This window comes from Psychrobacter jeotgali (genome assembly GCF_904846315.1).
GTDB lineage: Bacteria > Pseudomonadota > Gammaproteobacteria > Pseudomonadales > Moraxellaceae > Psychrobacter > Psychrobacter jeotgali.
On the sequence record NZ_CAJHAF010000001.1, the window covers coordinates 1,775,068 to 1,797,810 of the forward strand.

Annotated in this window: 20 protein-coding genes; 10 read left to right on the forward strand and 10 right to left on the reverse strand. The window is 41.9% G+C overall.

Going from position 1 to position 22,743, the window contains the following annotated elements:
* Nucleotides 1-137: 137 nt before the first annotated feature.
* Together JMX18_RS07180 and JMX18_RS07185 are read left to right on the forward strand one after the other, a co-directional pair.
* A complete protein-coding gene (locus JMX18_RS07180; RefSeq protein ID WP_201586383.1) occupies nucleotides 138-2,411 on the forward strand; it encodes a primosomal protein N' in 2,274 nt (757 codons plus the stop codon).
* 143 nt (nucleotides 2,412-2,554) lie between these two features.
* Entirely contained in the window at nucleotides 2,555-3,658 is a 1,104-nt protein-coding gene (locus JMX18_RS07185; RefSeq protein ID WP_201586386.1) for a cation diffusion facilitator family transporter, read from the forward strand.
* A gap of 72 nt (nucleotides 3,659-3,730) precedes the next feature.
* On the opposite strand, the gene JMX18_RS07190 is transcribed toward JMX18_RS07185, so the two are convergent.
* Nucleotides 3,731-4,003, reverse strand: coding sequence for a hypothetical protein (locus tag JMX18_RS07190; RefSeq protein WP_227674591.1), 273 nt, complete (start codon nucleotides 4,001-4,003; stop codon nucleotides 3,731-3,733).
* Between the two features lie 195 nt (nucleotides 4,004-4,198).
* Here JMX18_RS07190 and JMX18_RS07195 point away from each other — a divergent pair, with 195 nt between their 5' ends.
* On the forward strand, nucleotides 4,199-4,903 hold the full coding sequence (locus tag JMX18_RS07195; RefSeq protein ID WP_201586388.1) for a hypothetical protein: 705 nt from the start codon (nucleotides 4,199-4,201) through the stop codon (nucleotides 4,901-4,903).
* Between the two features lie 128 nt (nucleotides 4,904-5,031).
* On the forward strand, nucleotides 5,032-6,945 hold the full coding sequence (locus JMX18_RS07200) for a monovalent cation:proton antiporter-2 (CPA2) family protein (protein ID WP_201586390.1): 1,914 nt from the start codon (nucleotides 5,032-5,034) through the stop codon (nucleotides 6,943-6,945).
* A 76-nt stretch (nucleotides 6,946-7,021) separates the two neighbouring features.
* Here JMX18_RS07200 and JMX18_RS07205 read toward each other — a convergent pair whose 3' ends face one another.
* Nucleotides 7,022-7,951, reverse strand: coding sequence for a DUF2628 domain-containing protein (locus JMX18_RS07205; RefSeq protein ID WP_201586392.1), 930 nt, complete (start codon nucleotides 7,949-7,951; stop codon nucleotides 7,022-7,024).
* 229 nt (nucleotides 7,952-8,180) lie between these two features.
* Here JMX18_RS07205 and trmB point away from each other — a divergent pair, with 229 nt between their 5' ends.
* From trmB to JMX18_RS07220, 3 genes are all read left to right on the forward strand, one after another.
* Nucleotides 8,181-8,981 carry a tRNA (guanosine(46)-N7)-methyltransferase TrmB gene (gene trmB / locus JMX18_RS07210; RefSeq protein ID WP_201586394.1) on the forward strand — a complete coding sequence of 267 codons (801 nt, stop codon included), beginning with the start codon at nucleotides 8,181-8,183 and terminating at the stop codon, nucleotides 8,979-8,981.
* Nucleotides 8,982-9,892: 911 nt separating this feature from the next.
* Nucleotides 9,893-10,942 (forward strand): recombinase RecA, encoded by a 1,050-nt coding sequence (gene recA / locus JMX18_RS07215; protein WP_201586396.1) that lies wholly within the window; start codon nucleotides 9,893-9,895, stop codon nucleotides 10,940-10,942.
* Between the two features lie 55 nt (nucleotides 10,943-10,997).
* Nucleotides 10,998-12,074 carry a regulatory protein RecX gene (locus JMX18_RS07220; protein WP_201586398.1) on the forward strand — a complete coding sequence of 359 codons (1,077 nt, stop codon included), beginning with the start codon at nucleotides 10,998-11,000 and terminating at the stop codon, nucleotides 12,072-12,074.
* A gap of 122 nt (nucleotides 12,075-12,196) precedes the next feature.
* Here the strand turns inward: JMX18_RS07220 and JMX18_RS07225 are convergent, their stop codons facing one another.
* From JMX18_RS07225 to JMX18_RS07250, 6 genes are all read right to left on the reverse strand, one after another.
* Complete coding sequence (locus JMX18_RS07225) at nucleotides 12,197-12,916, reverse strand: YidB family protein (protein ID WP_201586400.1); 720 nt, start codon at nucleotides 12,914-12,916, stop codon at nucleotides 12,197-12,199.
* Nucleotides 12,917-13,184: 268 nt separating this feature from the next.
* A complete protein-coding gene (locus JMX18_RS07230) occupies nucleotides 13,185-13,625 on the reverse strand; it encodes a hypothetical protein (protein ID WP_201586402.1) in 441 nt (146 codons plus the stop codon).
* A gap of 47 nt (nucleotides 13,626-13,672) precedes the next feature.
* The gene (locus JMX18_RS07235; RefSeq protein ID WP_201586404.1) at nucleotides 13,673-13,969 is read right to left on the reverse strand and encodes an FAD assembly factor SdhE; all 297 of its coding nucleotides are present in this window, start codon (nucleotides 13,967-13,969) and stop codon (nucleotides 13,673-13,675) included.
* A 195-nt stretch (nucleotides 13,970-14,164) separates the two neighbouring features.
* Nucleotides 14,165-15,067 carry a dihydropteroate synthase gene (folP, locus tag JMX18_RS07240; protein WP_201586406.1) on the reverse strand — a complete coding sequence of 301 codons (903 nt, stop codon included), beginning with the start codon at nucleotides 15,065-15,067 and terminating at the stop codon, nucleotides 14,165-14,167.
* Between the two features lie 255 nt (nucleotides 15,068-15,322).
* Nucleotides 15,323-17,218 (reverse strand): ATP-dependent zinc metalloprotease FtsH, encoded by a 1,896-nt coding sequence (gene ftsH / locus JMX18_RS07245; RefSeq protein WP_320158321.1) that lies wholly within the window; start codon nucleotides 17,216-17,218, stop codon nucleotides 15,323-15,325.
* Between the two features lie 423 nt (nucleotides 17,219-17,641).
* The gene (locus JMX18_RS07250; protein WP_201586407.1) at nucleotides 17,642-18,274 is read right to left on the reverse strand and encodes an RlmE family RNA methyltransferase; all 633 of its coding nucleotides are present in this window, start codon (nucleotides 18,272-18,274) and stop codon (nucleotides 17,642-17,644) included.
* Between the two features lie 273 nt (nucleotides 18,275-18,547).
* Between JMX18_RS07250 and JMX18_RS07255 the strand changes: the two genes are divergently transcribed.
* Complete coding sequence (locus JMX18_RS07255; RefSeq protein WP_201586408.1) at nucleotides 18,548-18,859, forward strand: YhbY family RNA-binding protein; 312 nt, start codon at nucleotides 18,548-18,550, stop codon at nucleotides 18,857-18,859.
* A gap of 198 nt (nucleotides 18,860-19,057) precedes the next feature.
* The gene (locus tag JMX18_RS07260; protein ID WP_201586409.1) at nucleotides 19,058-19,846 is read left to right on the forward strand and encodes a DOMON domain-containing protein; all 789 of its coding nucleotides are present in this window, start codon (nucleotides 19,058-19,060) and stop codon (nucleotides 19,844-19,846) included.
* Between the two features lie 110 nt (nucleotides 19,847-19,956).
* On the opposite strand, the gene JMX18_RS07265 is transcribed toward JMX18_RS07260, so the two are convergent.
* Nucleotides 19,957-20,679: a CHAP domain-containing protein gene (locus tag JMX18_RS07265; RefSeq protein WP_201586410.1), complete on the reverse strand. Its 723-nt coding sequence runs from the start codon at nucleotides 20,677-20,679 to the stop codon at nucleotides 19,957-19,959.
* 271 nt (nucleotides 20,680-20,950) lie between these two features.
* Between JMX18_RS07265 and JMX18_RS07270 the strand changes: the two genes are divergently transcribed.
* Entirely contained in the window at nucleotides 20,951-21,466 is a 516-nt protein-coding gene (locus JMX18_RS07270) for a DciA family protein (protein WP_201586411.1), read from the forward strand.
* 290 nt (nucleotides 21,467-21,756) lie between these two features.
* Here the strand turns inward: JMX18_RS07270 and lpxC are convergent, their stop codons facing one another.
* Nucleotides 21,757-22,674, reverse strand: coding sequence for a UDP-3-O-acyl-N-acetylglucosamine deacetylase (lpxC, locus tag JMX18_RS07275; protein WP_201586412.1), 918 nt, complete (start codon nucleotides 22,672-22,674; stop codon nucleotides 21,757-21,759).
* Nucleotides 22,675-22,743 lie beyond the last annotated feature (69 nt).

Below are 22,743 nucleotides of genomic sequence, written 5' to 3' on the forward strand. Positions count from 1 at the left end.
TATAATAGTCCTTATTAAGTTAGGGCTATATAATTAAACCTAAATTCAAACCCAAATAGTGTTATTTGGGTTTGCTTGTTTTAAGCTATTGCTAATCTCCAGCTTTTTTAATCTTCCCAAAGCCATGAGCGTTTTTTATGTTGGTACAAGTTGCTTTGCCTGTTCCCCTTTATCGGGTGTTTGACTACCGTATACCGGCAGATGTCAACGCTTTTTCTAGCGGCTCTATACCTAAAGTTGGCTGCCGGGTCGAGGTGCCTTTTGGACGCCAAACCTTGATAGGCATTGTCATTAATCATATTGCTAGCGCTGATAGTAGCGTTCCTAGTAATAAGCTCAAGGCTATCAAACGTTGTTTAGACGATGAGCCGATTTTAAATGAGAAAATGCTAACCTTAGCGCATTGGCTTGCACGCTATTATCATTATCCACTTGGCGACGTACTATCAGTGATGTTGCCCAGCCTAGTCCGCCAAGGTAAACCGTTAGATCTGCTAATCACTCATTGGCGGGTTTTACCGCAGGTGACCGATGATGCTTTTCGTGCCAATGCCAAAAAGCAAAAACAGCAATTTGATATGCTAAAACTACACGGCGAGCGTGGTGCGAGCGAAGATGTACTATTACTAGAAGGCATGCAGCGCTCGTTTCTAAAAACACTAGAAGATAAAGGACTGATTGAGCGCTATATCCAAAAAAGATCGGCACCAACGCCTGTCAGTTTAGCCAAAATGCCGCTGGATTTAAACGAGGAGCAACAACAAGCCGTCGACGCTATCATTGCTGCTCACGAGGCTGAAAAATACAGTGGATTTTTACTCAATGGTATTACTGGTAGTGGCAAGACTGAGGTCTATCTGCAAGCAATGCAAGCAGTGCTAGAAACAGGTAAGCAAGTGTTAATTCTAGTGCCAGAGATTGGCCTGACACCGCAAACTCGGGCGCGTTTTGCCAGTCGTTTTGCCGCTCAAATTGTGCTGCTGCATTCGGGAATGACCAACACCTATCGTCTACAAGGCTGGCAAGACTGCCGTACCGGTCATGCGCAAATCATCATCGGCACGCGCTCATCTATCCTCTATCCTTTCGCTAATCTAGGGCTTATCGTCGTTGACGAAGCCCATGATAGCTCTTATAAACAGCAAGATACCTTGCGTTATCATGCCGCCGATGTTGCACTGTATCGCGGGCTACAAGATCAGATTCCAGTGCTACTTGGCACCGCAACGCCTACCCTTGAGCATCTAAAACTAGTGGATGACGGCAAGTTAATCGAATACCAACTGCGCACCCGTCCCGGTAATGCCAAACCCGCCCCCATGCAGCTGATTGATGCGCGTCTGCAAACTACCCATCAGCAGACTCAGGACGATGGCGCACGCTATGATACTGGATTGACTGACAAGTTGATTGGTGCCATCAAACAAACCTTGGAAGCCGGAGACCAAGTGTTAATATTCTTAAACCGTCGCGGTTATGCCCCGGTATTATTATGCGAAGCTTGTGGCTGGCAGGCTGATTGTCCTCGCTGTGATGCGCATTTAACCGTACATTATAGTAGTCAAAATAAACAAAATGCTTATCTCAAATGCCACCACTGCGATTGGCAAGCTTATATTCCAGCGGTTTGTCCTGATTGTGGTAGCCAAAACTTAGATGCCAAAGGTATGGGCACTACCCGGCTAAGCGAAAACCTACATGCTATCTTTGCCAATCCACAAACCAGTAAACAGACTTATCCCATTATCCAAATCGACCGTGATACTACTCGCCGCAAAGACAGTTGGGAAAATATTTACCAGCGTATTAATGAAGGCAAACCTGCGATATTGGTTGGCACCCAAATGGTCGCCAAAGGTCACCACTTTCCTAATGTAACTTTAGTATGTTTACCGAATGCCGATAGAGGGTTTTTATCAGCAGACTTTCGCTCGCCTGAGCATACCGCTCAGCTGATGATTCAAGTCGCCGGACGTGCCGGACGTGGTGACAAGGCGGGGCGGGTGTTAATTCAGACCTTACAGCCTGAAAACGAGCTGCTATTAAAACTGGTCAAAGACGGCTATTTATCCTTTGCCCGTAGTTTATTGCAAGAGCGTAAAATGATGGGACTACCGCCCTTTAGCCACGCCGCTTTAATTCGCTGTGAAGGCAAAACTTTGGCTGCAACGACCCAAGCCCTTAAAGATGCTATCGCTGGCTTGCCTGCCTCTCATAACTTAGCCATTCTTGGGCCTATCGATGCGCCGATGAGTAAGAAGAACAGCCGCTATCACTCGCAGCTGTTGTTGCTTGCCAAAAACCGCCCCCAACTGCATCAGGTGCTCAATCAGTGGTGGCCGTCCGTACTTTTGATGCCCAGTGCTAAATATCTAAAGCTGACTTTAGATATTGATCCGGTCGGTTGGTAAGTAGGCTTTGTACTAACGGTAACTTCCTCATTACAACTTTTAGTCATTAAATATGTTAAATTCTTTATAATCAATTCTAAATAAAATAAAAAGCAAAGTTACTAAATTGTGCCATATCCATTTCTATCATTTTAGGTGTTGTTATGAGTCCAAAACATTCCAATCTCAAAGATAATAATCATGACTATACTTACGATGATGAAGACGATCATGACCACGATGAGCATTTAGAACAAACCACACCACCGCGTGATACTAAAGGTTATCAGCGTACTCTATTCATCAGCTTTCTCATTATTACCGGTTATATGTTCGTTGAAGCTATCGGTGGGTGGCTGACAGGAAGTTTGGCGCTATTGTCAGATGCCGGTCACATGCTCAGCGATGCAATAGCATTGGGCGCAACCTTGATGGCGTTCAAAATTGGTGAGAAGGCAGCTACTCATCAAAAAACCTTTGGTTATAAACGTTTTGAGATTTTGGTCGCTAGCGTCAATGGCGTGACCCTAGTCGTTATTGCGCTAATGATCTTTTATGAAGCGATTAAGCGTTTTAACTCTCCGCCAGAGATTGCTACTCAAGGCATGCTTATTGTCGCTACGATCGGTATGCTGGTCAATATTTTAGTGGCATGGCTTATGCATCGTAGTAGCAATTCGAGCGATAGTCATGAACATAGTCATGATGAAAAATCTGATAGTAAAGAGCCTGCTAACCTGAATATGCAAAGCGCCTATCTACATGTCTTAAGCGATTTGATGGGTTCGGTTGCCGCTATTATTGCCGCCCTACTCATGATGAGCTTCGGTTGGGTATGGGCAGATGCGGCTGCATCGGTTATCGTTGCTGTGCTGATTTTATTCAGTGGCTATCGTGTGGTACGAGATTCGGTACATATCCTTATGGAGGGTACGCCAACCGGTATCTCTTTGGTCAATATCGAGCAGAATCTGGTAGCGCATCCACAAGTAGAACAGGTGCATGATTTGCATGTTTGGAGTATAACCAGCGGCCTCAACGCTCTATCTTGTCACGTAGTCGTTGATGGCGATATGAGAATCACCGAGGCCAGCTTATTGATTGCTGATTTGGAACAGCGTCTGCTCGACCTAAATATTCATCATGCTACTATTCAGGTGGAAAGCTTGTCGCATCCACAAACAGACACCCATAGTGATGCGCTTGTATGCAATATATCAGAAGCTCCTGCCGACGACTCCGGCGCTCATATTGGCCATAATCACTGACAGCTAGCTATTAAATAATGATTATTAAAAATTAAACCTTACTTAGCTGTTTATAAACAGCTTATTATAAAACTACTTACTGTGCTTGAATAGCTGATAAGTCGTACTTAGTACAGTCCAAACCAGCCAAATTATAGTAGTGAGCCAAATCAGTAAGCCAGCCGCTAGTAGCGTCATTCTAATCCACATATCCAAACAGCTATCGCAAACTTCAGGCAGATAAGCGGGTCCCATATTTGAAGCCATAATCAACCAAAAGCCAAAGATTAGTACTAATCCAGTGACCAGTATTCGCATTGCTATCTTGCCAATGACCATTAATACAGAGACTTGTTTTCGCTGCACTATTCATTCCCTAATTGATCATTAACAAAATAAGCTTTTATAAAGAAAACATCGGCCTCTTGCACTACGTCAATTTATAGTAGTGTGTATCACTATACTATCTTGTTAAAAATAACGAAAATATAGCTTCACTCTCATACTTTGAGCATAAATTAGGTATACTTAATTAATTTACGGCCTTTAACGAATAACATTATGTCTAGACGATCTGCTCCATTTGTTGCTCCAAGTTCCATTGATGAACCTGATTCAAAAGAAGGTAAAAAATACGCCAAAGCGTTGCTATCAACCTTGCAAGAAGATATTGCTAGCTTTCGTAATGAGCAATTTCCACCAGATATTTTGCGTCAAATCCGTGATATGCCCATTTATGAAGGCAATCTAGCTGAGGTTCAGGCTTATCAACAACGTTGGCAAAAGTTGATTGATCGCGCCATGGCTTTTTACCCTGCAGCCTATTTGCCCCCTGATTATCTGCCTCTGCCAGCTAGTCTTGAGATTCCACAGTTCATGTATCATGTCCAGCGTCTACATTTGACCAAAACCCGAGCTAAAGAATCTAAAAGCTTTGGCTCAGTGGGCGCATTAACGGATAAATGTGGCGATTATAGCGCTACAGAGCTTGAGCGTATGGCCAGCATCTTTGAAAGTGACGATGAGGCGCGTTTGGTTGCCCACCGTGAGTTTATCGATCTGCGAGCGTATGTTTTTTGCCGTGATACCAAAGGTGAGCTCTTGGAGCCTGAACGGGTGCGTTTTTATCGTACCGGATTAATTGTCCATGCGCTGCCTGACTTTAAAATTGTCGATAGTAGGCAGACACCGCGTAAGCGACGTAACGATGCTTATAGCAATGCTATCGCTGACAATGGCATCTGGAAAATCTACCGTAAGAAGTAATTTTCACCTCATCTGATTAGTGTTTATATTTATAGTATATTTTATATCAAGGTCTGTTTAGAACTTACTCATGGTTTTAATAAATTTTTGGGTAGTCTTTAGATAGTCTGTAATACAAAGGATCGATTATGTTCGCTGCCGCCGCCGGCTCACCAAACTTGATGTTGCAAGCCACCATTTTTTTGGGTGCGGCATTGCTTTTTGTTCCCCTTGGTAAACGCTTTGGTCTGGCTACGGTCTTAGGTTATCTGATTACAGGCTTAATACTAGGACCAAGCGCCCTCGATGTGGCAGGAGATGCTGAAAGCCTATTACATTTCTCTGAGTTCGGCGTGGTGATGCTACTTTTCATCATTGGTCTTGAGCTTCAGCCTTCAAGATTATGGGCACTGCGCCGCTCCATATTTGTCCTTGGGGGCTTACAAGTCGGGGTCACTGGCATTTTATTGATGGCTATTGCTCATCAGTTTTTCTCGCTAAAGCTGGATACGGCTTTCATTGTAGGCTTTGGTTTGGCGCTCTCCTCGACTGCCTTTGTACTACAAATATTAAATGAAAAAGAACAGCTTTCTAGTACCCATGGCCGTGAAGCTTTCACCATTTTACTTTTTCAAGATATTGCGGTCATCCCGTTACTAGCTGTCATTCCTTTCTTATCCGGTGTACGCGAACAAAGCTATGATTTGATTTACTTTGCAAAGGTTGTAGCCGTCTTTGGCGGATTGATTTTTGCTAGCCGCTATGTGATTCGACCATTTTTTAAGTTTGTCGCTTCGAGTGGCGCATCAGAACTACTGACCGGTGTGGCTTTATTTATCGTCATGGGCGTGTCTATTTTGATGGGACAAATCGGTCTATCGATGGCATTAGGGGCGTTCTTGACTGGTGTGCTCCTTGCTGACTCAGAGTACCGTCACGAATTAGAAGCCAGTATTGAACCCTTTAAAGGGTTACTACTGGGGCTGTTTTTTATGTCGGTAGGTATGCTAACTGATGTCAAATATATCATAGCGCATCCGGTATTTATCATTAGCTGCGCAATCGCCCTTATGCTACTGAAATTCACTGTTATTGCCGCCATTGCCAAAATATCAGGTAATCGTTGGCCTACCAGTATCCGCTTAGGGGTCACTTTGGCTCAAGGGGGTGAGTTTGCATTTGTTTTGTTCAATGTTGCCGCCACCCAAAACGTCTTACAACCTGAGCTGGAAAACACCCTCAATTTGGTGGTTACTATATCTATGGCATTGACCCCATTGGCCTTTTTATTATTAGAAAAAGTAGGTGAACCGCTTTTTGCTAGAAGCAAGCCTAGCCGCGAATACGATACTATTCCCGATCATGAGCATCCAGTAATTATCGCAGGCTTTGGCCGAGTGGGACAAATCATTGGCCGAGTTCTACGGATGCACAGTATAGAATTTACTGCTATTGAACGCTCTGCAAATCGGGTGGATTTCGTACGTAAGCTTGGCAATCAAGTCTACTATGGCGATCCTAAAAATCCTGAAATTCTACGAGCCGCCGGTATTGATAAAGCACGGGTATTCATCATTGCGGTAGATGACGTCGAGCGCTCTATCACCACTGCTGAATATCTCCATCAGCATTATCCCGATCTAGTCGTACTTGCTCGGGCGCGTGATCGGCAACATTACTACCGTTTACGTGAAGTAGGTATTCGCCATATCTGGCGTGAGACCTATTTATCTTCATTAGATATGTCACGTGAGTCGCTACAATTACTGGGTATTACCCCTGAAAAAGCACGCGAAACCATTCAAACCTTCCGTGATTATGATGATGATTTGATCGAGCGTCAGCAAGCTATTTATGATGATGAAGCACGCATGCTAGAGTCAGCGCAGTCCTCTTTAGTAGAGCTTGAAAGCTTGTTCGATGAGGATATCTCCGAAGCACGTAAGATGGATTTGGGGGAGTTTTATGCCGTCTTAAAAGAACAAGCAAAACCCGTTGATGACGCTGAGCATGCTGATGATAGCGTTAAAGACGATATCGGCTCTGATACTAAAACCCCATAACTTAAGCTTGCACGCTCTTCAGCATTCGTTATTCATTTACACGTACAGGCTTGCCACACTCAAAGCTAATTTTAGCTTAATTAGCTATACAGCTTTTGGGCGTTTGCTTCTTATTTAGCGAGCTCATACATTCCCAATTATCGCCATTGGGCTGATGATAAAAAACCAAAGTCTGCCCATTGAGATAACGTATAGGAAACTTAACATTCTGCACGGTAGCGATAATCGCACAATCAGTCTCAGGGACACCTGGAGCCTGAATATCAATATGCATACGCACCTGCTGATCTTCGGTACTAAGTGGCAAATCAATAGGACACTGGCCGGTCTGCTGATAAATCAAAGCCACTCTATTTTGCGCATTTTTAGCAATATCATAAGCATCAAATAACACTTCATTTTCTTTTTGTTTGGCAATAAGCGGCAAAAACTGCACATTGATGACCGTCAATGCAAAAGCATAAAAACTAAATCCTAGCCCCAAACCAAATAAACTGACCCCACCTTCACGCTTTAAGTGCGCTTTTTGTGCCGCTTCATCGCGCGGATAATCATTAATAGCATCAGCAATTTCGCGCCGCGCCATACGATAATAGTAAGCATCCGTCCAGCGTGCGACCATAAAAGACCAAAATAGCCAAATTAATGCCCCAATACCGATGCGAGTGGCCATTTGATATGCATCAGGAACATAAGACATCGCAAAAAACTCAAAGGTTACCAGCACGATAGTAATATTGAGTTGAATAAACGACCACCCTGCTACGCTATATACCAATGCATCCATATAGCGCTTGCGATACAGCAACCAAGGAAAGGTGACGAAAAACGCCGCCCAATGCCATTTCGGTGATAAATACCCTTGTTGATCAAACTGCTCAAAGCGCTTTAGATAATAACGCTGCGTCCGGTTTCCAATAAACCATTTATCCAGTTGTTTACGTTTGGCTGGCGTCAGTTGTTCTTGATAAAACGGGGGTGGTGAATCCGTCTCGATAAATAACATAGCAATAGACTCTGGCTTTGTTGACGATGTTGTTGATTAATAAAAGCATATCACAAATTGAATTGGCGCTAATATTATAAGTTAATGCTACAACCCTTGTATATGAACATAAATGTATAGAGGTACAACAATGAAGTAAGCAAAAGCATGATAGTCGTTCACAGTAGAATTTATTTCACCTATAATACGCCCATCTACCTTCCTTTATTAAGCCATAGTAAGTAATCTTATGAGTCAAAATCCTAGTAATAACGATACCGCTGATAACGCTAGCAATAGTCCTAGCAGTGCTGATAACCGTATTGATAATACCGAATCTGATAAGCATATCAGAACCGTCCAAACCTTTATGAAACGGCGCACGCACATGAATAAAAATGCAGAACAAGCGTTGAGTGATCCTGAGTTCGCTCAGTATATTGTTAATAATGGTATGGGTGAAGGTCAGCTTGACGGTATTAATGACCTGCGTTCACTATTTGTAGATAGCCCTAATGGCAGTAATGCGCCGCTCACTTTAGAGATCGGCTTTGGACTTGGCGACTCCTTAATTGAGATGGCTGCTGCTGATCCGACCCGTAACTTTGTCGGTATTGAAGTTCATGAGCCTGGAATTGGTAAGTGTGCCTATATGGCCGGTAGTCAAAGTCTGGAGAATATCAAAATTATTAATGGTGACGCTATTGAGCTGCTTAAGCAACTACCGGAGAATCACATAGACCGTATTCAGCTTTATTTTCCTGATCCTTGGCAAAAGAAGCGGCATTATAAGCGCCGTTTTGTTAGTCCAGAGCGAATGGCAGTCGTGACTCGCAGTTTAAAGAAAGGTGGCTGGTTCCATACCGCTACGGATTGGGAGCATTATGCTTTTTGGATGGTTGAAGTTTTAGACGACTTTTCAGGATTGACCAACCAAGCAGGTACTGGCAACTTTACTAAACGTCCTGACTTTCGCCCTATGACTAAATTTGAGCGTCGTGGTATCGAGCGTGGTCACAGCGTTTGGGATTTAATTTATATTAAAGATTAGGCTGTGCACAGTTATTGATGTTCATAAATTTAAGCGGCTTAATAATTAGCCGCTTTTTTTGGCTAGTTAATCCAGTATAAAGTACGTGAAACATGGCTGTTATTAGTACTTTTATGAGCTAAAAACTCTCTTTTCCTAAATCTCGTGACACCTAATATTCTGTACATTACATTTTATGAGGAGCGCAAACATCGATAGTATAAGGCCTAGATAAGTTCTCCCCATAAGCTGTGGATAAGTATGTGGATAACTCATGACTTGACAAGGATATTCCTTGATAGCTCAAAGGTTAAGGTAAAATTGGTCATTTTTTGTACAATTTTAATTATATTTAAAATCAATAGCTTACCTACTATAGTAAAATAAAATGAGTTATTTTTAAATTATTTTAAAACTATTGATATTCTTACTAAGGTTTCACAAGGCTAATATTTTTCTCAAAAATAGCTGTGGATAATTAGCTATATTTGTTGACAATGAAGTTTAAAAATGATTTATATTTACATTCCTGTAACTATTGGATAATAGTTTATTGTTTATTAATGAAAGAGCTATTTAGGAAATATATCGCTAATTTATATTATCTTTCAAGACACGACATTGAGTGTCGTTTAGCCTCTCCTCCCCCCTAACCTAAGTGTTGGTTTTTGCTATAATTACCTCATCTAATCAAACAGCAGACAGGCCAATTAACGACCAGTCAGATCAATAGTAGCTCTTACTATCTTTAGTATCCTTCATACCTACAGCCCTTTATATTTTACTGTATAGTAGAACTAGACTTAGTAAGATTAGATTACTTAAGTATTGAGAAAAAGTTATAGCCATAGCGCTTACTCAATTAGCGCTATAGCTCAATTACTACTACCGTTTGATACTCACGAATTACTTATTTTTATAAGGAGTCCATTATGGACGAGAATAAAGCCAAAGCACTAAAAGCAGCGTTGGGTCAAATCGAAAAGCAATTTGGTAAAAACACCATTATGCATTTAGGTGATGATTCAGCAGCATTAGATGTCGATGTGGTTTCCACAGGCTCGCTGGGGCTGGATATTGCTCTTGGTATTGGCGGCTTACCCAAAGGCCGTATCGTAGAGATTTACGGCCCTGAAAGCTCAGGTAAAACCACCATGACCCTGCAAGCTATTGCCGAATGTCAAAAACAAGGTGGCACTTGCGCTTTTATCGACGCCGAACACGCTTTAGATCCTGTTTATGCTCGTAAGCTTGGGGTTAATACAGACGACTTACTTGTCTCACAGCCTGATAATGGCGAACAAGCGCTTGAGATTACCGATATGCTCGTTCGTTCAGGTGCTATCGATATGATCGTTATTGACTCGGTTGCTGCTTTGACTCCGCGTGCGGAGATTGAAGGGGAGATGGGCGACTCACATATGGGCTTGCAAGCTCGTCTGATGAGCCAAGCTTTACGTAAAATCACCGGTAACGCCAAACGCTCTAACTGTATGGTAGTGTTTATTAACCAAATCCGTATGAAAATCGGCGTAATGTTCGGTAGCCCTGAGACCACTACGGGTGGTAACGCTCTTAAATTCTACGCCTCGGTGCGTATGGATATTCGCCGGATTGGCGCGGTTAAAAATGGTGATGAAATCATCGGTAACCAAACCCGAGTCAAAGTTATTAAGAACAAAATGGCCCCTCCTTTCCGTCAAGCTGAGTTCGAGATTACTTACGGCGAGGGAACTAACCATTTAGCTGAAGTTATCGACTTAGGGGTTGAGATTGGCGCAGTTGGCAAAGCTGGTGCATGGTATAGCTATGGCGATGAAAAAATCGGTCAAGGTAAAGCCAACTCGGTGATCTTCTTAAAAGAAAACCCAGCGATTGCTGAAGAGATCGAAGCAAAAATTCGTGCTGAAAAATTGGGGACAGCCACGGATGATAAACAACCTGAAACTGAGACGGACCTAGAAGCAGCAGAAGTACAATAACCCTTTATCTGTCGATCATTATCATAGTGATTAATTGTTGTAGTAATGAGTTATTATGCAGATTAAAACATTAGCCGAAATATTAGCTGAGTCGGATGCCGATTCAGCTAAATCTACGCTGTCTAAATCAAAAGAAACAGTAGCGAAAAATACAGCTAGAAAACCCGTTAGACATGTCAAAAAAGAATCTAGTGACCTATATCGACGCCCTAATGATTCTAATAAAGACTCTTCTTTTGTTGAAAACTCCGATACTGATACTAGGCATGGTATTCAGTCCTCTAATACAGCTGTTACAAAAAAGCCTCCCCGCTCTAAAGGCAAAAAACGTAAAAAACGCTTTCATCCTGCAGCTCCTTTCAGCTCTGAAACCACGGATACTCCTATATATCAGCCTCCTGAACCTCAAAGTATTCAAGAAATGCTAGCTGAAGTTAAAAACAAGGTTCATGGGACTGAGGCACAAAATACTGATAATGCTACAGAAGCAAACTTAGAGCTTCATGTGGATAGTCAGTCTAATAACCAAGCTGACAATCTACCGTCTGCTCTCAAAGCTTATTTACGCACGCCTGAGCAGCGTCAGGCAGAAGTCGATGCCATTAAAGCTGAGAGTCGCTTACGTTGGTTGGCCTTTTATTATTTATCACGCCGCGAGTACGGCAAAACAGAGCTTAAGCAGAAGCTGCTCGATAAAGAGCAAGATCCTGACCAAATTGATGCGCTGCTAGATGAATTCGAACAAAAAGGTTATCAGAGTGATTACCGTACTACTTTGATGCTGATTCGTGAGAACATCCGTAAAGGCAGAGGTCGCGGCCGTATTGAACAAGAGTTTTATCGTAAGAAAGTCGCTATGCCTGATAATATTGACGAGCTGATCGACATGGCAAATGCAGAGTCTGAGGAGTTTAGCGAGTTCGTTGATAATGATAACGATAGTTTAGTAGAGGGGGTCGATTGGCTCAAATTAGCCGTGACTGCTCGCACTAAGAAGTATGGTGATGACATTCCTATTGATCAAAAGGAAAAGGCGAGACAATTGCGGTTTTTGCAATACCGCGGCTTTAAAACTAATATCTGTTTTCAGGCGCTTAACTATACTCTGGATACCTTAGACGAACGTTTTTGATATATTCGGCTATTATAAATTTGAGTTTAAAAAAGTATAGAAAACCAAGCTAAAAGAGCATGCCATTAATGGCGTGCTCTTTTTATAAAAATTTAGTGAAAAATAATTAGCACCTATTTTTATTATTTCAACGTCCCTAAGCGGCTTGATAACTGGCTGACGATCTGCTCAATTTCCTGATTGGCTTCAGTTTCATTATTCAGATTACCTTGCGGCGTTAATTGATTGAAAACCTCGGGCAATAATTCAGCCAAGCCTTGACGCACTTCTGCATCATTAGCACCAGTATGGGCAGCAACCTGCTGAATCTCATTTTCATCAAATAAACGGCTGATATCATTAGGGTCTAGATTGTCGTTGGTATCGTTAGTACTCAGCCAAGAGCGCGCCTGATTATCATAACCCATCCCCGTTATCTTTGATAATGCCCCGCTCAAACCACCATTACGCTGAATCCAACTAAGAACCATAGGCATAAGCGCCGCTATCAGCATCCCTTTACCGCCAAAGCCGCTCCTACTACGCTGATTACCACCCAGCACGCTACCTAGTATATCACCCAGTCCTCCTGCCCCAGAGTTCATTCCGCCGCGCTGAGTGCCACCAGTCAATCCACCTAACAAATCATCCAAACCAAAACCATTGTCAGGCTGACGCTCATAACGCTGCGGATTATAGTCACGAGCTTGGCTACTGTTTGCTCCTAGAACACTACCCAGAATATCCCCTAAGCCGCCAGTACGACGCAGAGTGGTACGCTGGTTGACAGGATTACGATGCGCATCTTCTGGATCCATAGCGCTGCGTGCTACTTGCGAAACTAAATTACCTAATAAGCTCATATAATATCCCTTAATTCTTTATTGGTTATCCTATATTTGCTCTACAATGAATAACAACCCTATGTACAATCGTATAATTGCACAATTCAAAGTTAGCTTCATCATTTGCAAACTTACCTTAGTAAGATAACAAAGTCATAAGTGTGTTTAGATAGGTATTTTGTGATGGCTTGTAGGACTTCGTTAATAGCGCATCGGACTTCTTATAAACAATCAGTAGATGATTGCTCAATAATCATTCTGTCAGCTATTACCAGTAGCTCCTTACCTAGCTGGTCTTGGTAGTCATTACTGTCGCTAATATATTGAGCTCTCGCCAGTCTTCAGGACTTACTTGATCGCGATAAATCGTCATTGATATCGATTTTTTAAAAGGTTCAATGGTTAAAAAATCAAAATGTATAAGCCAAAAGTAAGAATGGACATTTAGCAATTCAGCTTGCCACAATGCCTCTCCACGTCCAGTATGCATCAATAACTGCCAGCCTTTATCGGCCCGCTGGCTTATGGGAGGCTGACTAAGATGCTGAAGAGTCGGACGTGATAAAGCTAAATAGGCACCTACTACTACGCTTACGCTAACTAGTAATAGATAGTGCCATAAGCCTAAGCTGGCCAGCCCTGCTAATGAAGATATTAGGCTGATTAAAGCAATATAGAGCAGCAAACGTAAACGACTACTCGATTGAACCGCTGTATCAATTCTCATTGTAGTAATCGAGAGAAAAAAGTATCAATAGTTTGCATCATTAAAAGCTACACTAAATCTTGTTCATGACGCCACTTTTTGATTTTATTAACCAGCTCCCATACAGCTTTATCCTCGGGTTGGCTTTGATTGGTAAAATAATCCAATAAATCTGGATCTTCATAGGTAAGCATCTCAGCAAAGGTTTCTTGCTCAGTAGGTGATGCGAAAAGGTACAACTCTTTTACATAAGGGTCGATATAGAAATCTAACTCTTTAAGGCCACGGCGTGCCTGATAAATGATACGACGTTGCTCATTAGTGGGTTCAGGTTGACTGGCTGGATGATTGGTTACTGCTGTCATGATAAAGACCTCGAAATGTTTTAATTTAAAATAATAAACAGAACTGACAGGTTTTTTTGTCAAGTGCTGCTGGAATTAATTTTGCGCAGCCTCTGTCAGCGTAGACACAGCACGCAAGTAAAAGTAATTCCAGTAGCACTGCACGGTACTGCTTTTAAAGTGTCTTAACAACACTATCTAAAATTTGATTAAAAACTAATTGCAGGACTGACAATGAATAGATAATTGCTGCCAAAGTGCTACTGCCTGCTGCATCATCGCAACGTTATGAGTACGAATAATACAGGCACCTTGCTGTAAGGCAAACAGTCCAGCAGCAGTACCAATAGGATCTCGCTCAACTGCTTGAGTAGTAGCTACTGCCTCCACGCCACTCTTGGTAAGTACCTCTGCCAAAAAACGCTTACGTGATATACCAAACATCATCGGCAACCCAAGCGCTTGTAAGCTATTAAGCTGAGTTAATAGGGTGCAGTGATGCTGATAATTTTTAGCGAAGCCAAACCCAGGATCAATAATTAGCTTATTACGCTTTACGCCCAGTGCTACTACTTCCTCTATACGAGTGCTAAGTTCGGTATGAACCGTAGCGACCACATCATCGTATTGCGCCAAATTATTCATAGTAGTGGGCTCACCACGCATATGCATCAGCATTACTGGTATATCGAGCTTAGCGGCCATCTGTGCAGCACCATCGCGCTTGAGCGCCCGCACATCATTCCAAATATCAGCACCTGCCTCAAATGCCGCCTGCATGACCACAGGATTGCTGGTATCGATCGACAACCAAACACTCTCACCACAATATTGGCGGACCGCCTTAACAACAGGCACGACACGCTCAATCTCTTCCTCAGTGGTCACAGTTTTGGCATTTGGGCGGGTAGATTCACCACCAATATCGATAATCTTTGCTCCTGCCTTTAGCATCTCTTGACAATGGGCGACTGCCTGTTGCACCCCATTGAACCGGCCGCCATCTGAAAAGGAATCAGGGGTAACATTCAATATACCCATAACCTGCGGCTGGGACAAATCAAGGATTTTATCACCGCTGGAAACGGTATAAATAGGAAGCGGATTAAATAACGACATAACTTATCCATCATAACTAACAAAAAAGACTATCAAACTTAGAGCTAAGTTTTATGACTCCTATAATATAAGCCTCTACAATATAAGCCACTACAATAGAATAGGAATTCTAATATTATTTATCAATCATCATACAGTAAAGCACTGAGAGCAGTAAGACTAGGACTATAAAAATTTATGATTATAAAAGTTAAGCATAAAAAAGCCCTTTATTAAAAAGGGCTCTTCATCATTCAAAACTAAACGCTCTTAAAACTACATCGCTGGTAAGGGTGGTGGCGTAGAGCCTGTAGTCTTAACATCGTCTTTTGATAAGTTCACTTCGTTAGGCTGATAGACTCTAGGTGGACGAGGTTCTTCTCCCGCTAAGATATCTTGCAGCTGATCACGATCAATCGTTTCCCACTTCATAAGTGCATCAACCATGGCATGCATCTTATCTTGGTTACCTTCGATCAGTTCGCGAGCGATATCATACTGCTCTTCTAGCATCCGGCGTACTTCTTCATCAACCTTTTGCTGCGTAGCTTCTGAGATAGTACGACCGCCACCACCAAAATAACCCTGCGAGCTGTCATCGTCTTCGTAGACCATGATACCTAATGCATCTGACATGCCATACTTAGTAACCATAGCACGCGCCATTTTAGTTGCTCGCTCAAAGTCATTTGAGGCACCCGTCGACATCTGATTGATAAATACCTCTTCAGCAATACGACCACCGAATAAGATTGCAATGTCGCTAAGCATTTTTGACTTATTCATACTAGTTTGATCGTGCTCAGGCAACTGCCAAGTGACACCAAGAGCAAAACCGCGCGGCATAATAGTAACCTTATGCACCGGATCCGTACCTGGCAGCAACTCAGCGACTAGCGCATGTCCTGCTTCATGATAAGCAGTGGCACGGCGCTCTTCTTCACGGATAACCATCGATTTGCGTTCAGGGCCCATATAGAGCTTGTCTTTAGCATCTTCAAAGTCATTCATATCAACGCTGCGCTTGTTACGGCGAGCCGCAAATAATGCCGCTTCGTTCACAAGGTTAGCCAACTGGGCACCGCTAAATCCTGGAGTACCACGAGCTAACGCATGGGCATCAACGCCGATAGTATTAGGCAGCTTTCTCAAATGTACTTTTAAAATCTGCTCACGACCTTTAATATCCGGCAAGCCTACTTGTACTTGACGGTCAAAACGTCCTGGGCGCAATAAGGCTTTATCCAGTACGTCAGCGCGGTTAGTCGCAGCTATTACGATAACGCCTTCGTTACCTTCAAAACCATCCATTTCAACCAATAACTGGTTCAATGTCTGTTCACGCTCATCGTTACCGCCGCCCATACCTGAGCCGCGATGACGACCTACTGCATCAATCTCATCAATAAAGATGATACAAGGAGCACTTTTCTTCGCTTGCTCAAACATGTCGCGCACACGTGATGCACCGACACCTACGAACATTTCAACGAAATCAGAACCTGAGATTGAGAAGAAAGGTACTTTTGCTTCACCAGCAATCGCTCTTGCTAGTAGTGTTTTACCCGTACCCGGCGGACCTACCATCAAGATACCACGTGGAATAGTCGCTCCAAGCTTAGTAAATTTGTCAGGGTCTCGTAAGAACTCGACCACTTCTACGACTTCTTCTTTGGCTTCTTCACAACCAGCGACGTCTTCAAAATTAACATTAATCTGATCTTCAGTAAGCATCTTAGCTTTTGATTTACCAAAGCTCATTGGCCCACCGCCTTTACCACCGGCGCCGCCTTGCATATTACGCATAAAGAATAAAAACAGACCAATAATCAGCAGAATTGGGAAGCTGGCAATTAGTAATTGCATCAATACACTTTGACGTTTAGGGGCAGTACCTACCACCTCAACTTGATTTTCACGCAGCAATGGCATGAGCTGTTCATCGGCTACAGCAGGCCTAACGGTCTCAAAAGTTGAGCCATTTTTCTTTTCACCGGTGATTTGCTCTCCGTCGATTTCAACGCTGGCTACCTGATTTTCAGACACTGCGGTCACAAATTCAGAATAGTTAAGGTTATCCGGCTCCGATGACTGATCAAAGCCGCTAAATACCAGCACCAAAATGCCGATTACCACCAGCCACAATAAGGTATTTTTTACCATGTCGCTCACAAGTTTTCCCATCCCTTACTTATTGGTGTGTTTACTAAACACGTGACGTCTATCAGCATATTACTCACCCTTTATCGCTATCTGTCTGTTGTAGGGGCCACTGATACTATCATTCTCATAACAGAAAAGATAATAATGAAGCGGTTACCAAAAAAGAAAGATATCGTAATCTATAAGTTAGCAATAAACGGTTAAGCTTATAAAAGCTTAGTATTAGACGACTTTGCTCAAAGCTGTTGTTTGTTTAATACAATTGATTCTAAACAAAGTTAATATAACATGATATGTGGTTTTAACCTGTATAATTCAAGCATAATATGCTTTTATTCAGTTAACAACTGTATTTAAGCTTGCAGCATATCGTAGAGAGCTTAAATTATTGTTGTTCAACTGATTGTCGTCATAAGCTTTTGAATAATCAAGCTATTTTATAGCTATCCAAAATATCTCTTTTGAACGCGGACGTGATGCTCCAGGCTTAATACTACGAATTTTACTAAAATCAGCCTGCATTTGCTTACGTAATTCTTGAGTGCCTTCGCCTTGAAACACTTTCATAATAAGCGCGCCACCTTCTGGTAAGGTAGCTAGAGCAAAGTCTACCGCCAGCTCGCATAGATAAATCATGCGTGGTTGATCCACAGCGCTGTTACCGGAGGTATTAGGAGCCATATCAGATAGCACCACATCTACCTGCCTATCGCCTACCTCTGCCATAATGCTATCGAAAACTTCGGCCTCACGAAAATCGCCCTGAATAAACGTGACATCAGCTAAGGCGTCCATAGGTAAGATATCAGAGGCGATTAGCACTCCTTGCTCACCCACTAGCCTGCTCGCCACTTGTGACCAACTACCAGGCGCACTGCCTAAATCAACTACGGTCATCCCTTTATTGATAAGATTGGTTTTCTCATTGATCTCGAGTAGCTTATAAGCTGCACGCGCTCGGTAGCCATCCTTGTGTGCTTGTTTTACATAATGATCATCAATATGCTCTTTCATCCAAGCGCGGCTACTCTTTGACAACTTTTTATTTTCAATACGGGTGGCCAAAAATATGCTCCTATTAGCGGTTATCTTATTCAGTATTTCTATGACAGTATTTAGCGCTATGTTTAAAGTGGATTAGCTTAACTCCTCTATGAGCTGTTTGTTAAGCTAAGGCGCATTTATAAGGTGTTAAAACCAGCAGTTTAACATTTTCATCACCTAATTTTGTATAAAACCCTACTGATTACAAGCAAGTTGAACGCAAATTACTTATAATATGAGTTAACTTTTTTAATAAATGTTCATCCACTCATATTTTAAATGCTTAGGAATTTTATGGAACTTGATAACGCTACAATTAAACGCTTAAAAGGTATTGGTCATGAGCTCAAGCCTATCGTTATGATAGGGAGCAATGGTATCACTCCTGCTATCACTGAAGAGATTGACCGAGCTTTGAATGATCATGAGCTGATTAAAGTAAAACTACCAGCCGGTAGTAAGCATGATCGCGACTTAGTTAGCACTGAGCTTGCTACTACTGCTAACGCTAACGTGATTCATACTATTGGACGTATGGCATTATTACTACGCCAAAACCCAAATGCTAACCCTAAACTATCGAACTTAATACGTCATGCTCAATAACTATAGGGGATAAACTCTATTAGACAACCTATGAGCAATAGTTAATAAAAGCCGCATGGCATTATGACATGCGGCTTTTATGTTGCTGCCGAATACTCTATTAAGGCACCAGCATCGCTTTTCAATGTTTAATATTTTTATCTATACGTTTAAACTAATCTATTACTAGTCAATTATCTCTATTAGGTCACCTTTCTTATGAGCCAGCTATTTAACCTACAATTGGCGACCAATACTTTGTTAGCGGATGCTCAACAGCTTGGTGTCGCTATAGAGCAGCTCCAAAAAATTGAGGTTCGAGTTAAAGCAGCAGTTGTACTGCAGCCAAAAGCAAAGTTGCAGCTGCACTACAGTATAAAGCTGCCATGCCTGACTTTAGCTACGCAATTAGATTGGCCTACTTGGGAGCTTAATCAAGTAGTGTTTACTGATTATTTATGGGAGCGTACGTGCCTTGAATGCTTCATAGCTGGCGACCTTTTAGATGCCCAGCAACCATCAAGCTATATTGAGCTTAATGCCTGCCCCAATGGACGATATGCACTTTACAAGTTTGACAATTATCGGACACCAGCTTCATTGCCGCCCAGACCTTTACTTAGAGCAACCGAAAACCTTTATGCCGCCATTACTTGGACCAATATTCCAATAGATGCCAATCTATCATCAAATCTTTATGGTACAGCAGCTAAGTTAGCGCCACCTTCTAAACTTATCAACTCTGCTAAGACGATAACAACCGCTACTTTTATGGCAGCTTATCACTATAAGCGAAGCTTTGAGTTGCCCCTAGACCAACTAAACTCTGAGCCGTTTAATAATGATAACTCTAAAGTTTTTGGTATTAGCAAGCTACAGCCTTGTGTCATTTTAAAGTTCGGTGCAATCAACTTATACTTTGCCAGTGCTCACCCTCACCCACCTGACTTTCATCAACGCCACTATTGGTCTCATGTTGATGATCGACAAATAATCAGCTACCACTGAGCAATTTCAAAAATGTATCACTTCATATAAAAACCCAGCAATATCATAAAGACTATTGCTGGGTTTGGATAACACTATAAAAAAGTAGTGTTTAAATAAGCTTGGCTGTATTACTCTGCCATAGCAAGATAAATACCGCGATCTGAAGCGTCATCAACGTATTGTGAATCGCGCCATGTGGTATAGCTATGAACACCACTATAAGGGCTGATACTTCTTTGACGGAAGTCAGATACCCAATCATTACCATCAAAAATTTGGATATGCCCATGAGGACGGTTTGATGAGCGGTTATAGACTACGACATCACCAATCTGTGGTGGGGTATCGTTACTAATCTTAGTAAAGCCTGCTTGGGCAAGTGTGCCGCGAGAAGCATACTGATAAGCTGAAGGGTTAGGCGTAAATTCATAACCAGCGGACTGTAGCGCTTTACGTACATAGCGAGCGCAGTAGCCAGAACTTCTAGATAAAGCTGCGCGTGATGCACGCATTGCTGCAATAGCGGGCGCAGAATTACTATCTGGAGCCTTGCTTGCTTGCTGTTGACGCTCATATGATAAACGGCTAGTTAAATTTGCGAGCTGATATTCTTTTTGTTTGGCATGAGCGCTTAGGTTATCAATAGCTTGACTGATCTCGTCATTGCTAGAAACATAAGCACCGCTATTGGTGCTATAAATATTACGGCTAGAACCATAATTAGTAGCAGCCGAGCTATTAGTTATCGTATGACTCAAGGTATTATTTGGTTGAAAGGTCGTTTCGACAGCACCACTCGTTTGTGCTATGCCCATTCCCAGTACTGACAAAATTAATAAAGCTTGTTTCATAAATTTACTACCTATTGTTAATACAAGTTTGCTTGTCATCCATGACAGGCATTAATTAATTTAGAGGAGATGACCATTAATAAATCGTGATAAAATCCTAAATATTATAGCTAACGCTTTAGTCTGTAGTATTCAACACTGACAGTATTATCAGTTTCGTTGTTTACCTCGTAAATCGTTTGCTCTACCTTAATAACTAAAGGCTTTCCTTTCTAACTATCTCTCTATCTGTTTGGTATACCCGCTAGTAGTTGATCAACGAGTAATTAAAATGGCTAAAAAACAACCTAATCGTCTTGCTAAACTTATCGACCATCAAGCTTTTGCTGGTAGCGCTCTGCCTCAAAGCTTAAGTGACGATATGCGCTGTTATCTGCAAGCTACCAAAGAGGTGAAAACCATACTAGTAGACTGCCTACCAGAAGAGATTCTCAATAGCTGCTTAGTTGTAGGCTTGACCGCCGAACAACTAACTCTCAGCGTAAGCTCTGTAACAGCAGCTAACCATATTCGTTACTTACAAAACGCTTACTTGCAGATTTTAAGAGAGCAGTCCTTTACATTTAAACAACTCAAGCAAATTCGCATCGTGGTAACAAATACTTCTACTAACTATCCAAAAAACTCAGAACAATCAGCTGGGTCAATAAATGCTTTAGAACCTCATAAAGCCAATAACAATCAGGCTCTTAGCCAAAACACAAAGCGGACTATAGCACAGGCTGCAGAGCATGTCACCACTGATAAAAACCTACAAAATGCTATTTTAAGACTGATAAAAGACTAAAAATAAACATATTACAATGTAAACTTACGTAAATAAAAGCCTAAAATGTCTAAAAATTTAGATGAAATCTGCTCGAACTCATAACAAAAAAAATCGTTGTGCGCTTATATCCAAAATATGAATATAAGCGCACAACGATTTCTTAATTGGCGATAGCCTTTTTATTCTCTTGCCTGCGAAGAATAGCTTTTCTATAACAGATTATAAATTTCTAATTAAATTAGTTCTAAGGGGTACTAGCCTATGTAATATTACGTAAATGTTGCGATACATCATGTATATTCGTGTATTTATCCTTCAACAGCCAAACCAAAAGCTGGTTGATATTCGATAGGACAAGTTACATTGTCATCAAATGTTACAATTTCAAAGTTATTAGGATCTGATAAGACCTCTCTAACCAATAAATTATTTAAAGCATGTCCTGATTTATAAGCATTAAAACGGCCTAATAAAGGATATCCAATTAAATATAAATCCCCTAGAGCATCTAATATTTTATGACGTACAAACTCATCAGCATAACGTAGGCCTTCAGCATTTAACACCCGACTCTCATCAACAACAATGGCGTTCTCCATACTACCGCCTAGTGCTAAATTATTCCGGCGTAGCGTTTCAATATCTTGTAAAAATCCAAAGGTACGCGCTTCACTCAATTGTTCTATAAAGTTTTGCGTAGAAAACTGCAGCTGAGCATGTTGGAAGTCTTTATCAAACGCAGGATGATCAAAATCAATCTCAAAGTTTAATTCAAAACCATCGTAAGGCCGTAGCTCCGCCCATTTGTCATCAACATTCACTCGGACTGGGCGCACAATTCGTAAAAACTTCTTAGGGGCATCTTGCTCATACAATCCAGCTTGCAATAGCAAGCCAACAAATGGCGAGGCACTACCATCCATAATAGGAATCTCACTCGCAGAGACACGAATCAATAGATTATCGATACCTAGTCCTGCGATGGCACTTAATAAATGCTCAACCGTACCGACACGAGTTCCACCAAACACTAGATTTGATGACATCATAGTATCTTGTACTAAAAATGCATTAGCAGGTACAGGTGCACTACCAGGAATATCAGAGCGCTCAAAGACGATTCCAGTGTCTACAGGCTGGGGGTAAAATTCTAGATCAACAGGTTCACCACTATGCAGACCGGTACCGGTTACCGTAATCGCTTTTTTTATAGTACGTTGGTTCATGGCTGTTTTCTCACATATTTTGTTACAATTACCCTAGTGTACCATTAGCTCCCTTTATTCGCTAGCAGC